Annotated in this window: 20 protein-coding genes and 5 tRNA genes; 17 read left to right on the top strand and 8 right to left on the bottom strand. The window is 49.0% G+C overall.

All coding sequences use genetic code 11. The features are described from left to right. The first annotated feature begins 3 nt into the window (after window positions 1-3). A complete protein-coding gene (pth, locus tag AB8S08_RS04105) occupies window positions 4-597 on the top strand; it encodes an aminoacyl-tRNA hydrolase (protein WP_219968221.1) in 594 nt (197 codons plus the stop codon). Between the two features lie 2 nt (window positions 598-599). Continuing rightward, the gene (ychF, locus tag AB8S08_RS04100; RefSeq protein WP_110074754.1) at window positions 600-1,691 is read left to right on the top strand and encodes a redox-regulated ATPase YchF; all 1,092 of its coding nucleotides are present in this window, start codon (window positions 600-602) and stop codon (window positions 1,689-1,691) included. Window positions 1,692-1,754: 63 nt separating this feature from the next. On the opposite strand, the gene AB8S08_RS04095 is transcribed toward ychF, so the two are convergent. The 6 genes from AB8S08_RS04095 to AB8S08_RS04070 are packed head-to-tail and all read right to left on the bottom strand — an operon-like array spanning window position 1,755 to window position 8,435. Continuing rightward, a complete protein-coding gene (locus AB8S08_RS04095) occupies window positions 1,755-2,600 on the bottom strand; it encodes a sulfurtransferase (protein WP_369743773.1) in 846 nt (281 codons plus the stop codon). A 39-nt stretch (window positions 2,601-2,639) separates the two neighbouring features. After that, on the bottom strand, window positions 2,640-4,016 hold the full coding sequence (locus AB8S08_RS04090; protein ID WP_110074756.1) for a YfcC family protein: 1,377 nt from the start codon (window positions 4,014-4,016) through the stop codon (window positions 2,640-2,642). Window positions 4,017-4,028: 12 nt separating this feature from the next. Next, window positions 4,029-4,535 carry a group 1 truncated hemoglobin gene (locus AB8S08_RS04085; RefSeq protein WP_369743771.1) on the bottom strand — a complete coding sequence of 169 codons (507 nt, stop codon included), beginning with the start codon at window positions 4,533-4,535 and terminating at the stop codon, window positions 4,029-4,031. A gap of 10 nt (window positions 4,536-4,545) precedes the next feature. Beyond that, window positions 4,546-5,415, bottom strand: coding sequence for a DUF3034 family protein (locus AB8S08_RS04080; protein ID WP_369743769.1), 870 nt, complete (start codon window positions 5,413-5,415; stop codon window positions 4,546-4,548). A 2-nt stretch (window positions 5,416-5,417) separates the two neighbouring features. Continuing rightward, the gene (locus tag AB8S08_RS04075; protein ID WP_369743768.1) at window positions 5,418-7,709 is read right to left on the bottom strand and encodes a putative bifunctional diguanylate cyclase/phosphodiesterase; all 2,292 of its coding nucleotides are present in this window, start codon (window positions 7,707-7,709) and stop codon (window positions 5,418-5,420) included. Further along, complete coding sequence (locus tag AB8S08_RS04070) at window positions 7,710-8,435, bottom strand: methylamine utilization protein (protein WP_369743766.1); 726 nt, start codon at window positions 8,433-8,435, stop codon at window positions 7,710-7,712. Window positions 8,436-8,548: 113 nt separating this feature from the next. On the opposite strand from AB8S08_RS04070, the gene AB8S08_RS04065 reads away from it, so the two are divergent. The 8 genes from AB8S08_RS04065 (at window position 8,549) to AB8S08_RS04030 (ending at window position 12,019) form a co-directional block, all read left to right on the top strand. Further along, window positions 8,549-9,913 carry a lyase family protein gene (locus tag AB8S08_RS04065; protein ID WP_369743764.1) on the top strand — a complete coding sequence of 455 codons (1,365 nt, stop codon included), beginning with the start codon at window positions 8,549-8,551 and terminating at the stop codon, window positions 9,911-9,913. 25 nt (window positions 9,914-9,938) lie between these two features. Next, a complete protein-coding gene (locus AB8S08_RS04060; RefSeq protein ID WP_110074761.1) occupies window positions 9,939-10,607 on the top strand; it encodes an SDR family oxidoreductase in 669 nt (222 codons plus the stop codon). A 28-nt stretch (window positions 10,608-10,635) separates the two neighbouring features. Further along, window positions 10,636-11,361, top strand: a complete 726-nt coding sequence (locus AB8S08_RS04055) for an SIMPL domain-containing protein (RefSeq protein WP_369743763.1) — start codon at window positions 10,636-10,638, stop codon at window positions 11,359-11,361. Window positions 11,362-11,520: 159 nt separating this feature from the next. Continuing rightward, window positions 11,521-11,597, top strand: a tRNA-Met gene (locus AB8S08_RS04050). Window positions 11,598-11,615: 18 nt separating this feature from the next. Beyond that, window positions 11,616-11,700: transfer RNA gene (locus tag AB8S08_RS04045), tRNA-Leu, on the top strand. A 28-nt stretch (window positions 11,701-11,728) separates the two neighbouring features. Further along, window positions 11,729-11,803: transfer RNA gene (locus tag AB8S08_RS04040), tRNA-Gln, on the top strand. A 31-nt stretch (window positions 11,804-11,834) separates the two neighbouring features. After that, window positions 11,835-11,909: transfer RNA gene (locus tag AB8S08_RS04035), tRNA-Gln, on the top strand. A gap of 23 nt (window positions 11,910-11,932) precedes the next feature. Beyond that, a tRNA-Leu gene (locus tag AB8S08_RS04030) sits at window positions 11,933-12,019 on the top strand. 120 nt (window positions 12,020-12,139) lie between these two features. Here AB8S08_RS04030 and AB8S08_RS04025 read toward each other — a convergent pair. Together AB8S08_RS04025 and AB8S08_RS04020 are read right to left on the bottom strand one after the other, a co-directional pair. Then, a complete protein-coding gene (locus AB8S08_RS04025) occupies window positions 12,140-13,264 on the bottom strand; it encodes an FAD-dependent monooxygenase (protein ID WP_369743762.1) in 1,125 nt (374 codons plus the stop codon). Window positions 13,265-13,275: 11 nt separating this feature from the next. Beyond that, a complete protein-coding gene (locus AB8S08_RS04020) occupies window positions 13,276-13,629 on the bottom strand; it encodes a DMT family protein (protein WP_110074764.1) in 354 nt (117 codons plus the stop codon). Window positions 13,630-13,672: 43 nt separating this feature from the next. On the opposite strand from AB8S08_RS04020, the gene AB8S08_RS04015 reads away from it, so the two are divergent. From AB8S08_RS04015 to AB8S08_RS03985, 7 genes are all read left to right on the top strand, one after another. Next, window positions 13,673-14,533, top strand: coding sequence for a DMT family transporter (locus AB8S08_RS04015; protein ID WP_369743760.1), 861 nt, complete (start codon window positions 13,673-13,675; stop codon window positions 14,531-14,533). A 150-nt stretch (window positions 14,534-14,683) separates the two neighbouring features. Further along, the gene (gene miaB / locus AB8S08_RS04010) at window positions 14,684-16,126 is read left to right on the top strand and encodes a tRNA (N6-isopentenyl adenosine(37)-C2)-methylthiotransferase MiaB (RefSeq protein WP_110074766.1); all 1,443 of its coding nucleotides are present in this window, start codon (window positions 14,684-14,686) and stop codon (window positions 16,124-16,126) included. A gap of 39 nt (window positions 16,127-16,165) precedes the next feature. Continuing rightward, window positions 16,166-17,170, top strand: a complete 1,005-nt coding sequence (locus AB8S08_RS04005) for a PhoH family protein (protein ID WP_369743758.1) — start codon at window positions 16,166-16,168, stop codon at window positions 17,168-17,170. Beyond that, window positions 17,167-17,637 (top strand): rRNA maturation RNase YbeY, encoded by a 471-nt coding sequence (ybeY, locus tag AB8S08_RS04000; protein WP_369743756.1) that lies wholly within the window; start codon window positions 17,167-17,169, stop codon window positions 17,635-17,637. Before AB8S08_RS04005 ends, ybeY begins: the two co-directional genes overlap by 4 nt. Window positions 17,638-17,738: 101 nt before the next feature. After that, on the top strand, window positions 17,739-18,617 hold the full coding sequence (gene corC, locus AB8S08_RS03995) for a CNNM family magnesium/cobalt transport protein CorC (protein ID WP_369743754.1): 879 nt from the start codon (window positions 17,739-17,741) through the stop codon (window positions 18,615-18,617). Then, the gene (gene lnt, locus AB8S08_RS03990) at window positions 18,618-20,129 is read left to right on the top strand and encodes an apolipoprotein N-acyltransferase (protein ID WP_369743752.1); all 1,512 of its coding nucleotides are present in this window, start codon (window positions 18,618-18,620) and stop codon (window positions 20,127-20,129) included. Between the two features lie 71 nt (window positions 20,130-20,200). Continuing rightward, window positions 20,201-20,395: a hypothetical protein gene (locus tag AB8S08_RS03985; protein ID WP_110074771.1), complete on the top strand. Its 195-nt coding sequence runs from the start codon at window positions 20,201-20,203 to the stop codon at window positions 20,393-20,395. The last annotated feature ends 19 nt before the right edge of the window (window positions 20,396-20,414 follow it).

Here is a 20,414-nt window from a genome sequence, read left to right as displayed (position 1 = left end):
CTGATGTCTCGCATTCGCTTACTCGTGGGCCTGGGTAATCCAGGCCCCGAATACTCTCAAACACGTCACAATGCAGGCTTTTGGTTAGTAGAGCAGTTTGCTCGCAGCCATGGCCACCAACTGCAGCCCGATTCCAAGTTTTTTGGTAACACTACCCGCATTCAACAAGGTGCTCTCGATTTACGAGTGCTACAACCGATGCAATTTATGAATCGCAGTGGTAACGCCGTCGCCCTACTAGCTCATTTCTACAAAATTTTACCTGAAGAAATCTTAGTGGCTTACGACGAATTGGATCTTCCAGCTGGAGTCGCCAAGTTCAAAACCGGGGGTGGCACCGGTGGCCATAACGGCATTAAAGACATAGTGGCACGGTTAGGCAGTCAGAACTTTCATCGCTTACGTATTGGTATCGGTCATCCTGGTGATAAAAGCAAAGTAACCGGTTGGGTACTTGGCAAAGCACCCGCCCATGAGCAACAATTGATGGACGATACCATTACGGAAGCTTGCCGCAGCATTGATCTGTTATTACAGCAAGATATGCGCGCAGCACAACAGCACTTACACAGTTTCAAAGCACAGAGAGAGAAATAAGCATGGGATTCAAATGCGGTATCGTCGGTTTACCTAACGTGGGCAAATCAACCCTATTTAATGCCCTTACCAAAGCTGGCATTGAAGCGGCTAATTTTCCTTTTTGTACGATTGAACCAAACACAGGTGTGGTAGCGGTACCAGATCCACGCTTAGACCAGCTCAGTGAGATTGTGAATCCACAGCGGGTAGTACCTACCACCATGGAGTTCGTAGATATCGCCGGTTTAGTTAAAGGTGCGTCTAAAGGCGAAGGTCTAGGCAACCAGTTTTTAGCGAACATCCGTGAAACAGATGCGATTGGCCATGTTGTGCGCTGTTTTGAAAACGACAACATTGTGCATGTTGCAGGTAAAGTAGACCCTGCCGAAGACATCGAAGTGATCAACACTGAACTTGCTCTCGCTGATTTGGATAGCGTCGAAAAAGCTATCTTGCGCCAGGGTAAAAAAGCTAAAGGTGGTGATAAACAAGCGGCTGCTGAAGTTCAAGTTTTGCAAAAGCTACTACCAGCTTTAGAAAATGGCGATATGGCCCGTTCTGTTGCTTTGAGTGATGATGAGAAAGCCACCATTCGCAGCTATAACCTGTTAACCATGAAGCCTACCATGTACATTGCCAACGTGAATGACGATGGTTTTGAGAATAACCCTTACTTAGATAAAGTTCGCGAGATCGCTAGCAAAGAAAATGCCATTGTAGTGCCAGTTTGTGCTGAAATTGAGTCAGAAATCGCTGAACTAGACGATGCCGAGAAAGCTGAGTTTATGGCTGACTTAGGCCTCACCGAGCCAGGTCTTAACCGGGTCATTCGTGGTGGTTACCAATTACTAAACCTACAAACTTACTTTACCGCAGGGGTTAAAGAAGTGCGCGCTTGGACCATTCCAGTCGGTGCAACTGCCCCGCAAGCGGCTGGTAAAATCCATACCGACTTTGAAAAAGGCTTTATCCGCGCTGTTGTTGTTGGTTTTGATGACTACATTCAATATCGTGGCGAGCAAGGCGCAAAAGAGGCTGGTAAACGCCGCGAAGAAGGCAAAGAATACATAGTGAAAGATGGCGACGTTATTTTATTCCGCTTTAACGTCTAACCTCGCCTATAGCTGCTTTGAAACAAAAAACACGCCTGCCGGCGTGTTTTTTTATAGCGCTTTTTATTCTGAGCTGGGAAGCTGGCTCCATTCCGCCCAAGAACCGTCATACAATTGTAGCGAACGATTTAATCCTGCCTGAGCTGAATACTGCCAGGCGGCCAACAACAAAATACACGCCGTTATACCCGAACCACAAGTAAACATCAGATGTTTATCTGCAAACTCGCCAAAATATTCATCCAACTGTGCCACTGTTTTGTATGCATAGCCGTTCAGTAAATTGGCAAAAGGTAAGTTTATCGCGCCAGGGATATGCCCGCCATGGCTGCCGGCGCGGGGCTCCGCTGCCGTACCAGCAAATCGTGCCGCTGAACGAGCATCTAACAACACCCATTCCGCCGAACCTTGCCGCTGTTTGATTTGCTCAGCTGTCACCAGCCATTCAGGTTGCAGTTGCGCCATCACCTTACCCCGCCGCTTCGGCAAGGGCGCATAGCCCGTTAAGTATTGATAACCAGCGGCCAACCACTGGGGCAAACCGCCATTGAGAATAGCTACTCTATGTATCCCCATCGCTTTGAGAATAAACCAAGCACGTGGCGATGAGTAAACACCTTGGTTGTCATAAAGAATAATGGTGTCGCCGGCCTCGATACCCAAAGCTTGCAAACGCGCAGACACTTGCTCTGGCGTTGGCATAGCATTGGGTAAAGCACTATCGGTATCGGTCAGTTCAGTTTCTAGCGCAAGATCACGGGCGCCAGGAATCACTTGCAACTGCGGGTAGATAATGGGTTCTTTTCCCACGACCTTGGTCATACTTGCATCTAACACATGCAATTGCGGATCCCCTAAGCGACCTGCCAACCAATCACAATCAACCCAAGCAGTGGTGCTTGCAATCATGTTTTGCTAACTCCTAAATCTTGCCCCCAAAATACCCGCTTATTGATAACCTATGCTAACGGCCACTAACATAGCTACTGCGCAAGCTAAAATAAGCTTAATCATCAAGGGCGCAATAAATTTGAACCAACGTTCATAAGGAACACCAGCTAATCCCAGGATGCCCATGAGTACCGGATTCGTCGGTACTATCATATTCATTAAACCATCACCCATCTGAAATGCCAGTACGGCAATTTGGCGGCTGATGCCGGCCGTATCCGCAATGGGCACCATGATCGGCATAGTCACAAACGCCTGACCACTGCCAGAGGGAATGAATAAGTTAAGCATACTCTGAATAAATAACATACTCACGGCCCCGAAATGGGCACCAAAGGCTTCTACCGGCATGGCTAAATAATAGATCACTGTATCCAGTACTTGGCCCTGTTCCATAATCATGGCGATTGAGCGCGCAAAACCAATCAATAGGGCGGTCGCTGTTAACTCTGCCGCCCCTTCAATGAACTGATTAGCAGCTTGATTTGCGCCCATCTTAGCGACGATAACCGCAAATAAGCCAAAACCTAAAAACAGCGCACTTAGTTCAACCAAATACCATCCGTGAACTTTGATGCCCCAAATCAGTAGGCCTAAAACCGCCACAAATCCTAACAAAATGATTTTGTGGCGCCCCGTTAAGCGCGGATACTCGGTGGTTGCGTTACCTTGTTCCGGGGTCAGATCAGCGAGTAACGATTGGCTAGGATCAGCAGCAACCCGTTTGGCATATTTGTAAACATGGTGAAAACCAATCCCAAATAGTACCGGCCACAATACTAAGCGATACCACAATCCCGATGCCGGAGGAACCTCGGCCACCGCCTGCGCGATGAGCAGCGTAAAGGGGTTAAATAGCGATAAACCATAGCCGATGCCGTATCCGACAATCAATATCCCCATGGCGGTGATGCCATCGAGTTTTAATGCACGGCATAAAGCAACCAACATGGCCACAAAAATCAAATACTCTTCGGCGACGCCAATCAAGGCTGAAAAGATCCCAAAAGTCAGCATACCGCCCAGAATTAACCAACCGGTTTTGTTAGCGAATTTGGCCAACAATAAACCAATCAAAGCATCCAGCATGCCGGTGGCGCGCAAGATCCCCATCACCCCACCAATCAACAGCACAAAGAAAATAACGCCTTGGGCATCAGCGAGCGCTTGCGGAATCACGGTGAATAGGGTTAACGGTGACAGCCAAGGCTGTTCCGCCAGCGTGCTGTAAGTGCCTGGTTGCACCACCGTTTGACCGATATCATTAACGCTACGCTGAAATTCGCCAGCGGGGATCAGCCAAGTTAAAACTAACGCGGCTAGCATCATGTACATCATCAGCACCAGCGTGTGCGGGATTTTTATTTTAATCATGAAAGGAATAACCTATTTTTGTTCTTGTGGGTAGACAATCTCGTGTTGCATGGCGGCGAGTATAGCAAGTAAACGGTTTTGAGTACTAACCGAAAGGTGTTGTTGCTGCATGGCGGTGATCAGATTCTCAACGACGGCATTAAATTCAGCACTACTAATACGCATGCCTCGATGCACCTCAACCATATCGGCTCCTGTGTATTCACAAGGTCCCCCCGTTAACTCACAGAGGTGCAACGTTAACATCTGATGAAAACGTTCAATATCAACTCGTTCAAAATGATGGATAACCCGCTCATCAACCGCAATTGCAAGTACAAAAGCTTCCATCAATTGACTCAGCCCCTGGTATTCACCAAGCGCCAGATACAGCGAATTATCGCCCTGCTGCAGCCCAGTTGGCGCTATCGTGGCGCTCAAAGGAGCGGCACTGTGTGCTACTGCGCCACTATGAATACTGCCAGCTAGCACCGCAGCTAGTACCCACAACGGGCGCTTCACAATGTTGTAACTCCGCATGCCTGCCCCCTTAAAAACTAATCTGTAACGAGCCATACACACCCGTTTGGCCGGCCGCCCCGGCAATGGCATCTAAATCAGTGTAAGCAAGGGCCACAGCAACGCGCTTACTGGGAAACCAGCCCACAAAAACATCGTACCAATCTTGTTCTTTGGCGAAACTCAAATTATCTGGTTTTTGCCGATACTCCATGCCCACTACCCAATGACGGTTAACAAACATCGCCACTGACGCTTCTGCTACCCATTGGTAGTTGTTGTGCAAGTCGCCACCAAAGCCAAGCAACCCTAGCTCGTTCGCACGAGTGCCGCGTACGGTTAAGTTAGCCAGCCAAGTACGATGCCAAGGGCCATCTAACCAAGCCTTGGTCGCACTCACATAGAGATCGGTGCCATTGGCGGACGCTGCACCTAGTGCTTGCGGTAAGCTAAAATCACCCGAGCGTTTGTGCTGCAGGCCAATACTCACTTGTGGCATAGCTCCATAAATAACATCACCCGCAAGGCGGTATTTAAGCCCATAAATCGATTGCTTCAGTTCGCCACCTAATTGCTTCAACTCAAAGTTGTGCCGCGCATAACTGAACTCCCAGCGATTATCATAGGTGACAGTCGCGGCACCCACCTGCAACTGATAGTCATCAACGTCAGCTACATTGAAGGCTAGGGTTGCGCCCCATTGCTGTTGATCGGCGTAACTTGCTAAGGTTGCCCAAGGGACAATTCCCCCTCCCCCAGCACCTTCAATATTGGTCAAGCCTCCGGTTGCTAATAAGCGACCAAACTCGGCTTGGGCAGGGGCGCTCAGCAGACCTAGGGCCGCCGCCACTAACCAACCTAACTTAGCAGATCTTGCTCTGTTCATGCTTACTCTGCTCATGCTTATTGTCCTTGTTGATGTTGTTTGAGCCATACCTCAAACTCAGCCGCAGCTAACGGCCGGCTAAAGTAAAATCCTTGCACTGTGGTACAGCCTAAACGTTGTAAGACCTGCCACGTAGCTTGATCTTCAACCCCTTCAGCAACAGTCTGCAACTGCAATTGATGCGCCAGCGCTAAGGTGGATTGCACAATAGTTTGGTCGACCTCACTGTGCGCCAGTTCTTGGATAAAGGAGCGGTCTAACTTCAATTCATCTGCAGGGAGTTGCTTCAGCTGGGCCAAGGACGCATAACCGGTGCCGTAATCATCGATCGCTATTTTAAAGCCTAGCTCGCGTAAGGCTTGGAGTTTAGCTTTGGCACTGGTGGGGTCTTCCATCACTGCACTTTCAGTCACCTCAAGAGTGATCCAAGCCGGCGCTATGCCCTGTTGTTTTGCCTGTTGCTGTAATTCAGTCACTAAGCTCGGTGAGGATAAATCTAAAGCCGACAAATTCATCGCTAAACTTAGCTTATGCCCTTGCTCATGCCATAACGCCAGTTGGGCTAAGCCGGCACTAATCACCCATTGGGTGAGCCGATAAATTTCTCCCGTTTGCTCCGCCAGCGGAATAAATTCATCGGGCCGCACCACGCCAAGGTGTTCGTCGCGCCAGCGCAATAAAGCTTCAACCCCAACCACAGTGCCCGTAGCGGTCGCAAGCTTAGGTTGATAGTGCAACTGCAAGCGTTGTTCGCGCACCGCTTTAGGCAGCGCTTGCACTATCTGCAAGCGCCGTAAATACTGCTCGTCCATGCCAGCTTGATAAGCCACCGCAAAACGGTTCTGTAGTCGAGCTTGGCGGGCGCACAATTGAGCCTTACGCAGCAAATCATCGACGGCATCCGCGCCGCCAGTAAAAGCTAAGTAGCCACTATGAAAATGCAATAAATAGCTACTATCAGCTAACCACCAAGGTTGTTCTAGCTGCAGTTTTAATCGCTCGAGCAATTGCTCAACTTGCGGCAAGGTTTGTCCAACCCCAACCAACACAAATTCATCACCAGCTAACCGTGCTAGCCACCAAGGTTTGCTGAGTAAGGCGCTAAGCCGTTGTGCTATGGCCTGCAACAGACGGTCCGCCACTTGCTGGCCAAACTTGTCATTGACCTCGCCAAACCTAGCCACATTGAGCAAAATAATGTAGCCCTGCTGATGGCTTTCGATAGCTTCACGCAGATAACTTTGCAAACTCACCCGATTGGGCAGTTCGGTCAGTAAATCATGCTCCAACTGAAAGACAATTTGCTGTTCACGCATGGCAATATCATGGCGCATAGCCTCAAACGCCGTCCCTAACTTGCCAAATTCATCACCCCGATTGATGCCAATAGGTTTAGCATAGTCGCCTTGCCCAAGGCGTTGCGTGGCCTGGGTTAATTGCGCCAGTGGCTCGGTAATTTTGCGTGCCGTTAAGATCGCCAATAAGCTGGCTAAAATAAGTAGCAGCAAGGCCATCGCCGCATATTGTTGTTGCAGGATGACGAATTCTTGTTGCGCCTGCTGCCGTTGGCTAGAAAAAATCACCTGTAACCCCTGCGGGCCGGCTAATTGCGCCGTTTGACTCAGACTATTGATATGGGCGGCTAAGTCCAGCTGCTGTAACCGCTGGTCTAAGGGCTGTTTATTATCACCCAAAATAGTGCGCTCAGCCACACTCAAACTTGAGGCATAAATTTGCTCGGTGCCAACCTCCATGAAGCTAATATCAGCCAGAGTTAACTGTTGCAATAACTTGGCTAGCTCATCATCAACGCGAAAGCCAAGGGTTGCCCAGGCGATAAGATCCGGCGCCTGTACTGGCACAGTGACTATTTGAAAGATCTCATTTTGCACCAAAATCAAAGGTGCAGCCGCAACTGCAGTACGTGCCGCAATACTCGGTAAGGCACTAACCGCATGGGTTGCTGCAACCTCATCCCCGGCCGCATTTTGTAACACCATCAAGTTAGTGCCAATTCGCTCACCATGGTTAACCAGCGCCGAAATGATGGTTTCTTGGTCTTGGCTAGCTATCGCCTCCCGAAAACCAAAATCTGCCGTAAGTACCGCCGCTGCTTGTTGTAATTGCTCCGCTCGCACTTGCATTAATTCTGAAAAAACGCGCTCGCTCACCAGCAATTCGCGCTCTAGACTCCGTTCAGACTGAAGTGCCACCACCCAACGTAAAGTCACCAACGAGGTTGCCAAAATGCCTGCGGTAAGCAGCAAAAACAGCAGTAATAATCGAGTTCTGAAGCTGTTGATGCGCATTTAATGCTGCTCACTCATAAGGGTTTGTTGTTTACGTTGATTAAATTTTTGCTGTAACGGCGATAATGGAGGTGGTTGCTGCTGTTGTTTGCTCACTGGCAGTTGCACCACCAGTTCCGTTTGCCCGCTGCGCACAGTCACCAGCGTGTCGGTAACAGTGTTTTCCTGGCCCGGGTACCAGACCGCTAACTGGGTGCTCCCAGCCGGCACTGTCACTTGGCCTTGCGCATCCGTTTGGGCACTGTACTGATGCGGGCTGATATAGATGTAGGCTTTCATATGGTCGTGGATATTGCAGCCCAGCACCACTACCCCAGCTTGCTCAAAGCGCACCAGCGGCTGCTCACGATTGCTGTAAAGAGGTAACTCGAAAGGCTTGGTGGGCGAGAAAGAAAAGACCTGATGGCGAATGTTATCCCGATTGGGGAACACCACTTGGCGGCCCTTGGCGACTACTAAGATGAAGGGAACAAATAATTTATCCACCTGATCCATCACGTAGGTTTCAGCCGTTAACAAATTATCTGCGCTGTTCGTTGTCGTTGGCAGGTCTACTCCTGCCGGAATACTAACCACCGCCCCAGCTAAGGGTTGTTGCTGTGCGTCTAACACTTTAACTTGCAGGTTAGTTGCGGTTGCTGCGGCCGAGAAGATTAACGCAAGTACTGCTATGCTGCTTACAGCACCGAGTAAGAAAACCGTAAAAACGGTTTGAAATAACCGCATAGTAACCTCATGTATTCACTAGTAACATGGTTTTAGATGAGTGACTATAAAAGGTAACCCTTACCTTTTGCACGACTTTTTTCGCACTACTTTTTTCACATAAGGAGCAAAACATGGCAACCCGCACCGAAACCGATAGCATGGGCTCCGTCGAGGTACCAGTTGATGCCCTTTGGCGCGCCCAAACTGAGCGTGCGCGACAGAATTTTCAACTCAGCTCGTTGCGCTTTCCAGCCCGTTTTATTCATGCCTTGGCGCAGGTTAAAGCCGCTGCTGCGCAAGCTAATGCCAAAGCCGGCGTGCTAACCCAGCCCCAAGCGCAAGCCATTATCGCTGCGGCTGATGCCATTTTAGCGCAAGCTGAACCAGATAGTTTTCCGCTAGATATTTTTCAAACCGGCTCGGGCACCAGCACCAATATGAACATGAACGAGGTGCTCAGCAGCCTAGTCAAACAACAAAGCGGGCTCGAGCTGCATCCTAACGACCACATTAATGCCAGCCAAAGCAGTAACGATGTGATTCCTACCACGATTCTGGTGAGCTCAACCCTGGCTATCAGTCAACAGCTGCTGCCGGCCTTGCAACATTTACAGCAAGTGATCAAACAAAAAGCGACCAGCTTAAAGGATGTGGTTAAAACCGGCCGTACCCACCTGATGGATGCCATGCCGCTTACCTTCGCCCAAGAACTATCGGCCTGGGCAGCCCAAGTTAACCATACCCAGGTTACTTTAGAACAACATTTGCAATTACTACAACAATTGCCTCAAGGTGGTACCGCCATCGGCTCAGGCGTCAATGCTCCGGATGGGTTTGCGGCAGACTTTTGCCAAGCGTTGAATGAGCGCAGCGCCGCTCAGTTTTGCCCAGCTGCAAATCTGTTTGCTGGTATTGCTGGGCAAGAAGTCAACGCCATGGTGAGCGGCACCCTGAATGCGATCGGCACGGTACTGCTCAAAATCAGCAACGATTTACGTTGGATGAACAGCGGTCCACTGGCTGGCCTAGGTGAAATCAGCCTGACCACGTTACAGCCGGGCAGCAGCATCATGCCAGGTAAAGTGAATCCAGTAATTCCTGAAGCTGTAGCTATGGTTGCGGTGCAGGTGGCGGGTAACTACCACACGGTCAGTGCTGCAGCGCAGCAAGGCAATTTCCAATTAAATGTGATGTTGCCGGTAATTGCCTACAATCAACTGCAAAGTATTGAACTGCTCAGCCACGCGGCCCGTGCCCTAGCTGACCAAGCGATTGCTGATTTCAGCGTCAATCACCAACGCATCAACGCCGTGCTAGCTCGTAATCCGATTCTAGTAACCGCCTTAAATCGCGAGATTGGCTACAATCAAGCCGCCGCCATTGCCAAACAAGCCTATCAGCAACAGCGCGATATTCTTGACGTTGCTGCTGAGCAAACGGATTTAGATCGCGACACCTTAGCGCGCTTGCTCGATCCCAAACGACTAACCGAATAAATCGCAACTCAACACAGGAGTGATCATGTCAAAACATGTTGTTATTACCGGTGCCAACCGTGGTATTGGCCTAGCTTTAACTGCGCAGTATTTGGCCCAAGGCGACACTGTAACCGCTGTTTGTCGTAGCAGTAGCGAAGCCTTAGAACAGTTGCAGCCAAGCCGAATCATTACTGACATTGATGTGACGGATACCAATGCCGTGCGCGAACTAGCCCAACAGCTTGCCGATCAAACCATCGATATTTTGATCAATAACGCCGGCTTGTTAGAACGAGATAGCTTAGGTGCTATCCATGCCGACAGTTTACTGCGGCAGTTTCAGGTTAACGCAATGGGGCCATTACTCCTCACCGATGCGCTACGCTCACGCCTTCATAACGGCAGTAAAGTTGTGCTTATCACCAGCCGCATGGGCTCCATGACAGATAACGGCTCAGGCGGCTACTATGGTTACCGCATGAGTAAGGCAGCCTTGAATGCCGCTGGGGTTTCCTTAGCACGGGATCTCGAAGCCGCTGGGGTCGCGGTAGCCTTGTTGCATCCAGGCTTTGTGCAGACCGAGATGGTGAATAACGCCGGCGATATCAGTGCTGATCAAGCTGCAACTCGACTTATCGCTCGCATTAATGAACTAACCTTAAGTTCCAGTGGTCAATTTATCCATAGCAACGGCGAGTCACTCCCGTGGTAGCGACTCAATTTCCTCATAAGGATAAATCATGACTTCCAACAATAGTTTACGCCCGTTAACCGCGGGCATTTTAGCCGCTGGGTTGGTGCTTGCAGCGGGGGTGTTAAGCTATGCCCTGACTGCTAGCGTGCAAGAGTTTCGTAGTTTTGACCGGGTGGTCGAGGTCAAAGGCTTAGCTGAACGCGAAGTTGCCGCTGATACTGCGATTTGGCCGCTAAAAGTGGTTCGAGCTGGCAACAGTCAACAGACCATTTACGAAGAGCTTGATGCTGATATCAAGGCAATCCAAACCTTTTTGCTGACTAATGGTTTTAGTCAGGATGATATTTCTATCGCCGCACCAAATGTCCTCGATAAACTAGCTGAACGTTGGGCCACAGAAGACGTTGGCTTGCGCTATACCGGTGAACAAACCCTAACGGTTTATACCAACCAGGTCGACAATGTTCGAGCCCTACGGCAACGCTTATCCGAGTTAGGCAAGCAAGGCGTGAGCCTGAGTGGAAATGCCTACGAAACCCAAGTTGAATATCATTTTAATGGCTTAAATGCGATTAAACCTAGTATGATTGAGGAGTCGGCGCGCAATGCCCGTGAAGTCGCCTTACGTTTTGCCGAGCATTCTAATAGTGAATTAGGTAAAATTCGTAGTGCTAATCAAGGGCAGTTCAGTATTTACGATCGGGATTCCAATACCCCTCATTTGAAAATTGTGCGGGTGGTGTCGACGGTTGAATACCAACTTGTTGATTAACGACTGCGGATTCGTTGATTAATTAAACAAACTATCGCTTTTTTAAGCAATCGCGCAGAAATACGCGTTTTTTTGAGAAAAAGTGGTTGACGGTATCGTCCCTGATTTGCATAATACGCGCCGCACTCACCGAGCGCAGTTTGATAAAAAATTTGGTATGGCTACGTAGCTCAGCTGGTTAGAGCACAGCACTCATAATGCTGGGGTCGCAAGTTCGAATCTCGCCGTAGCCACCATCCAAATAGCCTTTTTGGGCGGACGTGGTGGAATTGGTAGACACGCTGGATTTAGGTTCCAGTGCCTCACGGCGTGAGAGTTCGAGTCTCTCCGTCCGCACCAACTCAAACTGTGAGGCGATAATAGCTGTTGGGGTATAGCCAAGCGGTAAGGCAGCGGGTTTTGATCCCGCCATTCCTAGGTTCAAATCCTAGTACCCCAGCCAATCGTCTTTATCTCGTTGATGCACCCTGTGTTGGGGTATAGCCAAGCGGTAAGGCAGCGGGTTTTGATCCCGCCATTCCTAGGTTCAAATCCTAGTACCCCAGCCATTTTTTTGATGCCCCTGATTATTGCGGGGGTGGCGGAATTGGTAGACGCGCTAGCTTCAGGTGCTAGTGAGCTAACGCTCGTGGGGGTTCAAGTCCCCCCCTCCGCACCATCAATATGGTGAAACCGCAATAAGCAGTTTAAATAAGCATTAAATAACAAAACGCTCGTGGATATTTGCTGAAGTTTAGCTAACATCCACGAGCGTTTTTTGTTGTCTGCCTCACCAGCCTCAAAAACCGATGGCCCGACGTACCAAGGCTCGTTTCAAAGGTTGTACTTTCGCCACTGCAAACAGCCCGGCAGCTACTAATCCCTGTGGCACCCAATGCGGCGAACGAAAACCAACATGGATGGCATCCATAGCACGCATCATCAGCTGGTTTTCGCGCATTCTAATACGTTCATACGCGGCCAAGGCTGGGGCTAAAGGTTGACTAGCTAATTGCGCTACTAGGGTTTGCACATCAGCAAAGCCTAAATTAACCCCCTGCCCGGCTAACGGATGAATACTGTGCGCGGCATCACCAATAAGCACCACCGATTGCTTCACTTGATAGCGCAACGCACGCTGACGACGCAGCGGAAAACTGGCAAAGTTGAGCAATTGATAAGCGCCAAGGTGCGGCGCAAAGGTTTGTTCAAGCTGTTGCGCCACGGCTTCAGGTTGTTGACTTAAATGCTGCCATTGTTGTTCGCTCCGATAATCAATTAAACAGGCCTGGCGCTCACCAAGAGGTAACAGCGCATAAGGCCCTTCCGGACGAAACACTTCCCATGTTGCCGGCGCAATAGGTTCGGCCAGTTCTGCCAGCGCCAGTATACAGCGCATGTCATAATCCCAGCCGCGCTGGCCAATCTTAGCCGCATTGGCGACCTGCGATTGGGCCCCGTCAGCGCCAATCAATAGATCGTAACTTAACAGCTCACCGCTACTTAACTGCACTTGTTGCTTGGTTAAATCAAACGCTTGTACCTGAACTTGAGTTCGTGCGTTAATTGGTAACTCGGCAAACTGCTGCCATAGCGCTTGCTGCAATGCATGATTCTCAACCATCGCCCCTAGCATCTCGGTGTCGCTATCGTGCTGATTAAATTCCAGCCGCTGCCCGTGCTGTGTTTGAACTGCAAGCTGGGTGTAGGGAAATTGCCGTTCGGCTCTAATTAGCGCCCAAGTATGTAACTGTTGTAGCCATTGCACATTGCGCAGATGGATTGATGAGATCCGTAAATCCCACGGGCCGCTGCTTACCACTGCGGGGCCTGCTTCAATCAGTTCTATCTGATGACCTTGTTGCGCCAGGGCAACTGCCGCTGCTGCGCCCACCATACCGCCACCCACAATAACTACCTGCATGATTTATCTCTTTACCCGGTAAACTTACTACGCATGATAAAAAATACTGCGCCAAGAATACATAAGCCAGCCCATAAATAATCCCAAGTTAGCTTTTCTTTCATGTAAAACAATGCAAAAGGCACAAATACCGACAGGGTAATCACCTCTTGCAGGATTTTCAGCTGCCCCAAGTTCATGACCTCATAACCGATACGGTTGGCGGGTACTTGTAACAGATATTCCAGCAAGGCAATGCCCCAACTGGCAAAAGCCGCCACCAGCCAAGGTTTTTCGGCGAGGTTTTTTAAATGAGCATACCAAGCAAAGGTCATAAAAACATTACTCAGCGTTAATAAAGTGATCGTGATAATATAGCGATTCATACAAGTCTCGTTGACTAGGCGGCTGACGCCGCACAAGGACATTATGGACACGCCGCAGCGCTCCGTGGTTATAGCTTCTCTATTGATTATTACGGCCGAGCTATGCTTTGCCGGGGTAAGTGCCCTAGTTAAATATTTGAGCACCTATTTACCGTCAGAACAATTGGTGTTTTTCAGAAATTTAATGGCTTTTTTAGTGTTGCTGCCGTGGCTGTGGCGCAAAGGCCCCAGCGCCTTTAAAACTAAAGCATGGAAATTTCACCTGAGCCGCGGCTTGGCGGGTTTGGCGGCGATGTATTTGTTCTTTTATGCGATCGCACATTTGCCCTTAGCGCAAGCCACCCTAGTTCTGTTGTTATCGCCTTTTATTATTCCTATCATTGGGCGGCTTTGGTTACACGAAAAAGTGCTACCCAAAACCTGGCTGGCGATTGGGATTGGCTTTATCGGCGTTTTTATTTTTCTTAATCCCACCACAGCGACCCTGTCGCCAGTGGTTGCAGTAGCTTTCATTGCTGCTTGTTTAGCAGCTTTTACTAAAACTTTGATCCGGCAGATGTCAGCTACTGAATCATCCAGTAAAATAGTGTTCTATTTTGCCAGCCTAGCGACGCTGTTATCGGCAGTGCCCCTATTATGGATGGGCCAGGCCGTTGCCCCTCAACATTGGTTGGCTATTGTCGTCATGGGAGCCCTAGCAGTCGCCGGGCAATTAACCATGACCAAAGCCTTTGCCATGGCACCAGCCGCTAGAGTCGGTGTTTTTACTTACAGTTCGGTTATTTTTGCCGCTCTTATGGGCTACTGGTTTTGGCAAGAGCCTATCACTTTGAGTATGTTGATAGGAGCCGGCGTTATTATGGTGGCCGGTTATTTAGCGATTCGCACCCGACGCAAAGCTTAAGCTTGGCGGTAAATCCGCCTGAAAGTTGGCAGTTGGATGCAGAACAAGCTAAAATAGCCGCCCATTTAGTCTATTGATAGCTTGGTTAAGACCAGTGTCACCGCTGCAGCTTAACCAACCAACGCGATACAGCAAGCGAGCCAGAGATTTATGAGTAAGAAGTTATATATTAAAACTTGGGGTTGTCAGATGAACGAGTACGATTCAGCGAAAATGGCTGATCTACTTAAGGCAACTCATGGCTACGAGGTGGCAGGCGAGCCTGAAGAAGCAGATTTGATTTTGCTGAACACCTGCTCTATTCGCGAAAAGGCCCAAGAAAAAGTCTTTCATCAGTTAGGCCGTTGGAAAACCCTAAAAGATAAAAATCCCGATCTCGTGATTGGGGTTGGCGGCTGTGTGGCCTCGCAAGAAGGCGATCATATTCGTGAACGTGCTCCGTACGTAGATATCGTGTTTGGCCCACAAACCCTGCATCGGTTACCAGAGATGGTGAAACAAGTACAAACCCATCACACGCCGATGGTCGATATCTCGTTTCCTGAAATCGAGAAATTCGACCGTCTACCAGAACCCAAAGCAGATGGCCCAAGCGCGTTCGTTTCTATTATGGAAGGTTGCAGCAAGTACTGTACCTTCTGTGTGGTGCCGTACACCCGCGGTGAAGAAGTCAGTCGTCCAGTCGACGACGTGTTATTCGAGATTGCCCAGCTAGCTGAGCAAGGCGTACGCGAAGTGAATTTACTGGGCCAAAACGTAAATGCCTACCGGGGTGAACATCATACCGGTGAGGTTTGCCGATTTGCCGAGCTATTACACTTAGTTGCTGCTATTGATGGTATCGATCGCATCCGTTACACCACCTCGCATCCAGTGGAGTTTACTGACGATATCATTGAAGCTTACGCCACCATTCCAGAATTAGTGAGTCATTTACACCTGCCGGTGCAAAGTGGTTCAGACCGTATTCTGACGTTAATGAAACGTGGACACACGGCATTAGAATATAAGTCACAGATCCGTAAGCTTAAAAAAGTACGCCCAGATATCGCCATGAGCTCAGATTTTATTATTGGCTTCCCAGGTGAGACTGATGCCGACTTTGAAGCCACCATGGATTTGATTCAAGCCGTTGATTACGATATGAGCTTTAGCTTCATCTACAGTGCGCGTCCTGGTACACCAGCCGCTGATTTGCCTGATGATGTCAGTGAAGCCACCAAGAAACAACGCCTGCAGCTGTTACAGCAACGCATTAATCAGCAAGCCCATGCCCATGCTCGACGGATGCTAGGCACCGAACAACGTATCTTGGTAATTGGCCCATCAAAGAAAGATCCGATGGAGCTAAGTGGGCGTACCGAAAACAACCGCGTGGTTAACTTTATCGGCGAGCCGTCCATGATAGGTAAATTTGTAGATGTCAAAATCACCGATGTGTTTGTTAACTCATTACGCGGCGACGTGTTACGGGTAGAATCAGACATGGGCTTGCGGGTTGATACCGCACCACAAACTATCTTGGCACGACAGGCAAAACACCAACCTAACGAGCTTGGCGTGGCCACTTTCGTTCCTCCAGCAGCCTCTTAGCCGGCTGCTGGATTTTATCTTCGCAACACCGAGGTTAGCTTGACTCAAACTGTAAGTACGTTAGACATAACTCTAGAGCCCGCAGATAACAACCGTATTGCCGATTTATGCGGGCCCGTTGACGACAACTTAAAACACATCGAGCGCCGCTTAGGCATAGAAATCAGTCATCGTCACAATGAATTTCGCCTGCTCGGCCCAGCTCATACAGTGCAGGCTGGTGCCAAAATCCTGCGCGATTTATACGTAGAAACCGCCACCGTCAAAGGTGATGCCGGTAGTGTTACCCCACAAATGGTGCACCTCGCGGTGCAGCAAGCGCAAGTGCTTGAACAGCAACACCATGATGATGACCCCGCGTTTGCGAAAATGACTCACATTAAAACCAAACGTGGGCTGATCAAACCCCGTAACCCGAATCAAGCCGAATACGTTCGCGCCATCTTAACTCACGATGTTAACTTTGGCGTAGGTCCTGCCGGTACCGGTAAAACCTACCTGGCCGTGGCCTGTGCCGTAGATGCACTCGAGCGCCAAGAAATTCGTCGCATTCTATTAACTCGCCCAGCGGTTGAAGCTGGCGAGAAACTAGGCTTTTTACCCGGTGATTTAGCACAAAAGGTCGATCCTTATTTACGTCCGCTTTACGATGCCTTGTTTGAAATGCTCGGGTTTGAAAAAGTAGAAAAGCTCATTGAGCGCAATGTGATTGAAGTAGCCCCGCTTGCCTACATGCGCGGCCGTACCCTCAACGATGCTTTTATTATTTTGGATGAAAGCCAAAATACCACCTGCGAACAAATGAAAATGTTCCTGACTCGGATTGGCTTTAATTCTCGTGCTGTTATCACCGGTGATATTACTCAGGTTGACTTACCGCGTGGCCAAAAGTCCGGGCTACGCCATGTTATTGAAGTACTCAAAGACATTGATGACATCAGTTTTACCTTCTTTCAGGCGTCTGATGTGGTCCGCCATCCCGTGGTGCAACGTATTGTGCAAGCTTACGAAAGCTTTGAACAAACTCCTCCGAGTAACTCATGACCGCTACTTTAGATATCCAAATTGCCAGTACTGCTAGCGACATTCCCAGTCAGCAGCAATTTAGCCAGTGGGTGACCAGCGTACTCAAGCACCTAGCCCAACCTGACAGCGAAATGACCATCAGAGTAGTTGACAGCGACGAAGGTTTGCAGCTTAATCACGATTATCGCGGTAAAGACTACGCCACTAATGTGCTGTCGTTTCCATTTGAATCGCCGGTGCCTTTGCCTTTGCAACTGCTCGGTGATTTGGTCATTTGTGCACCTGTGGTTAGCCGCGAAGCGGCTGAGCAAAACAAACCCTTGGTAGCTCATTGGGCTCATTTAGTGGTTCATGGTACCTTGCATTTGCTGGGCTATGACCATATAGAAGACCAACAAGCTGAGCAGATGGAACAACTTGAAAGAGACATCCTAGCCGGCTTGGGCTATGCTGATCCCTATGCGGAAGCGGATGCTATCACCTAGACATATCTCTAGGAAAATAGCATAGGTACAACTGACTTTTTCGATAACCAACGCTGCTTAGCAGCGATATTTTGAAGCACACATGGAGCACAACCGACATCATGAGCGATGATAATCCCCACTCTACGAGCGGTTCTGCGCGTAAAACTTGGGCTAGCAAATTGCTGCAACTGTTTACCGGAGAACCGAATAGTCGAGAAGAGTTAGTCGACCTCATCCAAGACGCCGAAGAACGAGACTTGATTGACAATGACACCAAAGAAATGATCGAAGGGGTGTTAGATGTCGCCGAGCTTAAAGTGCGCGATATTATGGTGCCACGTTCGCAAATGGTCACCATAGATATTCATCAAAGTGTCGAGTCGTTTCTACCTATCGTGATTGATTCGCAGCACAGCCGCTATCCGGTGGTGAGCGAAAACAAAGACCATATCGAAGGTATTCTACTTGCCAAAGATTTACTCGCCTATGGTTTTGGCATGACCAACGAAGAATTCTCTTTAGCTAAAGTGATTCGCCCAGCGGTCATTGTACCCGAAAGCAAACGCGTTGATGTGTTACTGAAAGAGTTTCGCGAGCAGCGTTATCATATGGCTATCGTCGTCGATGAATACGGTGGCGTATCAGGGTTGGTAACCATCGAAGACATTCTTGAAGAAATTGTTGGTGAAATTGAAGATGAAACCGACTTTAATGAAGATAGCAAAGCTGATATTCGGCGAATCAACAAGTCGCGTTATTCAGTAAAAGCTCTCACCACCATTGAAGACTTTAACGAGTATTTTAATCTCGAGTTAGACGATGAAGAATACGACACCATTGGTGGTATGGTAGCTCATGGTTTTGGCCACTTACCGCAAGTTGGTGAAGAAGTGACCTTGCATGGCATGATCTTCAAAGTGACTGGTGCCGATAAACGTCGGATTCAGCAGTTACAAGTGACTTTAGCTGAAGTGCCTCGCGTAACAGATGCAGACTAAATGAATCAAACCAAACTGATGACATTGCTGCTAGGTGGCAGTTTAGTCTTTAGCTACTCTCCTTTTGAACAGGCTTGGTTGCCCCTTGCAGTGCTGACGTTACTGTTGCTGCTATTACGCAACAGTAGCCCCAAGCAAGCTTTTGCGCATGGGTTTTGGTTTGGGCTGGGTTGGTTTGGTGCCGGCTTAAGCTGGATCTACGTCAGTATCGATCAGTTTGGTGGGCTGCATCCGCTCGCCTCCATAGCCATCTTACTGGTGCTCTATGCCTACTTGAGTTTGTTTCCCGCAGTGGCTTTGTGGCTGTGGAAATGGAGCGAACACAAGTTTGGCCCCAGCGCCATCTGGTTACTACCAGGCTTTTGGTTACTCACTGAAAGCTTGCGCGGCTGGCTGTTAACCGGATTCCCTTGGTTAGAGTTAGGATATAGCCAGACCGATGCCAGCCTTGGACAATACGCTGCTTGGGTGGGTGTTAGTGGCGTCAGTGTGATCGTCTGGCTGATTGCGATTAGCCTTTATCGTGGCTGGCAGCAGCGGTGTTTGTTGCCTACTGCGGTGGCCACAGCACTGCTACTAGTTAGCTTTGCTTTGCCACAATGGAGTCAATTAGAACGCACTGGCGAAACCAAACGAGTGCTGTTAGTACAAGGCAACATTTCCCAATCGATTAAGTGGAATCCGGATCAACATTGGCGCTCGCTTACAACCTATTTAGAACTCAGTAAGCCTTTCTATAGCAGTCATGACATCATTGTTTGGCCCGAATCTGCGGTGACTATGCCAGAACCCTATACCGATGATATTTTGGCGAACATCCATCAAGATTTAGTGGCTGCTGATACTAGTTTAATCACCGGCATTATTGATTACAGCAATCGCGAATATTTTAATAGTTTGATTACCCTCGGTATGGATGCGCCCTATCAACCGATGGAAGCCTATTATCATGGCCATAGTAACCGCTATGCGAAGCATCAATTATTACCCATTGGCGAGTTTGTTCCCTTTGAAAATTTACTGCGCCCGCTAGCCCCTTTGTTTGATCTACCTATGAGCTCATTTAGCCGGGGGGATTACGTACAGCCAGACTTACGCGCCAAAGGACAGCACTTAACTGCAGCGATTTGTTATGAAATCGCGTTTCCTAATCAAGTACGCGCCAATCTCAAGCCTAACTCAGATTTTTTAATCACGGTCAGCAATGATACTTGGTTTGGTGCCTCCCATGGCCCAGCTCAACACATGCAAATCGCTCGCATGCGCTCGATAGAACTTGGCCGTCCGTTATTGCGAGCTACCAACAATGGCATCACCGCAGTAGTTAACGAATACGGCCAAGAAGTCGCGCGTGCGCCGCAGTTTGTTGCCGCCACACTCAGTGCCCAAGTCCCGCTAGTTCAAGGCACCACGCCGTTTTATCGTAATGGCCTACTAAATGCATGGATAATTGCACTGATGATTGCGATATGTGGTATTTTCGGCATGGTCAAGCGCCGCCAAAATCAGTAATATAAGCGCAAGTTTAACTAACCTTCGGGTTATTCGTCTTTTTTACCCTACTTTTGAGAAGCGAGTTAATCATGGAAAACATCGTAGCGGCAATTATCTTTGCTATTCTTGTTGGCGCAGGTACCTTAGGTGTTACTAGCTTGGGTTTCTTTGCCTTTCATCGCAACCCAGAAAACGTTGATGCACAACAGCGCGAGCGGCTTGAGTATGCCTTCTTTGGCCTATTCGGCATCGTTATCATGCTGATGATGTGGTACGCACTGTAAGCGTATTTCTGCCTTTCCA

Source organism: Pseudidiomarina sp. PP-1MA, assembly GCF_041200125.1.
Classification (GTDB): domain Bacteria; phylum Pseudomonadota; class Gammaproteobacteria; order Enterobacterales; family Alteromonadaceae; genus Pseudidiomarina; species Pseudidiomarina fusca.
This window is presented reverse-complemented; position numbering and strand designations above follow the sequence as displayed.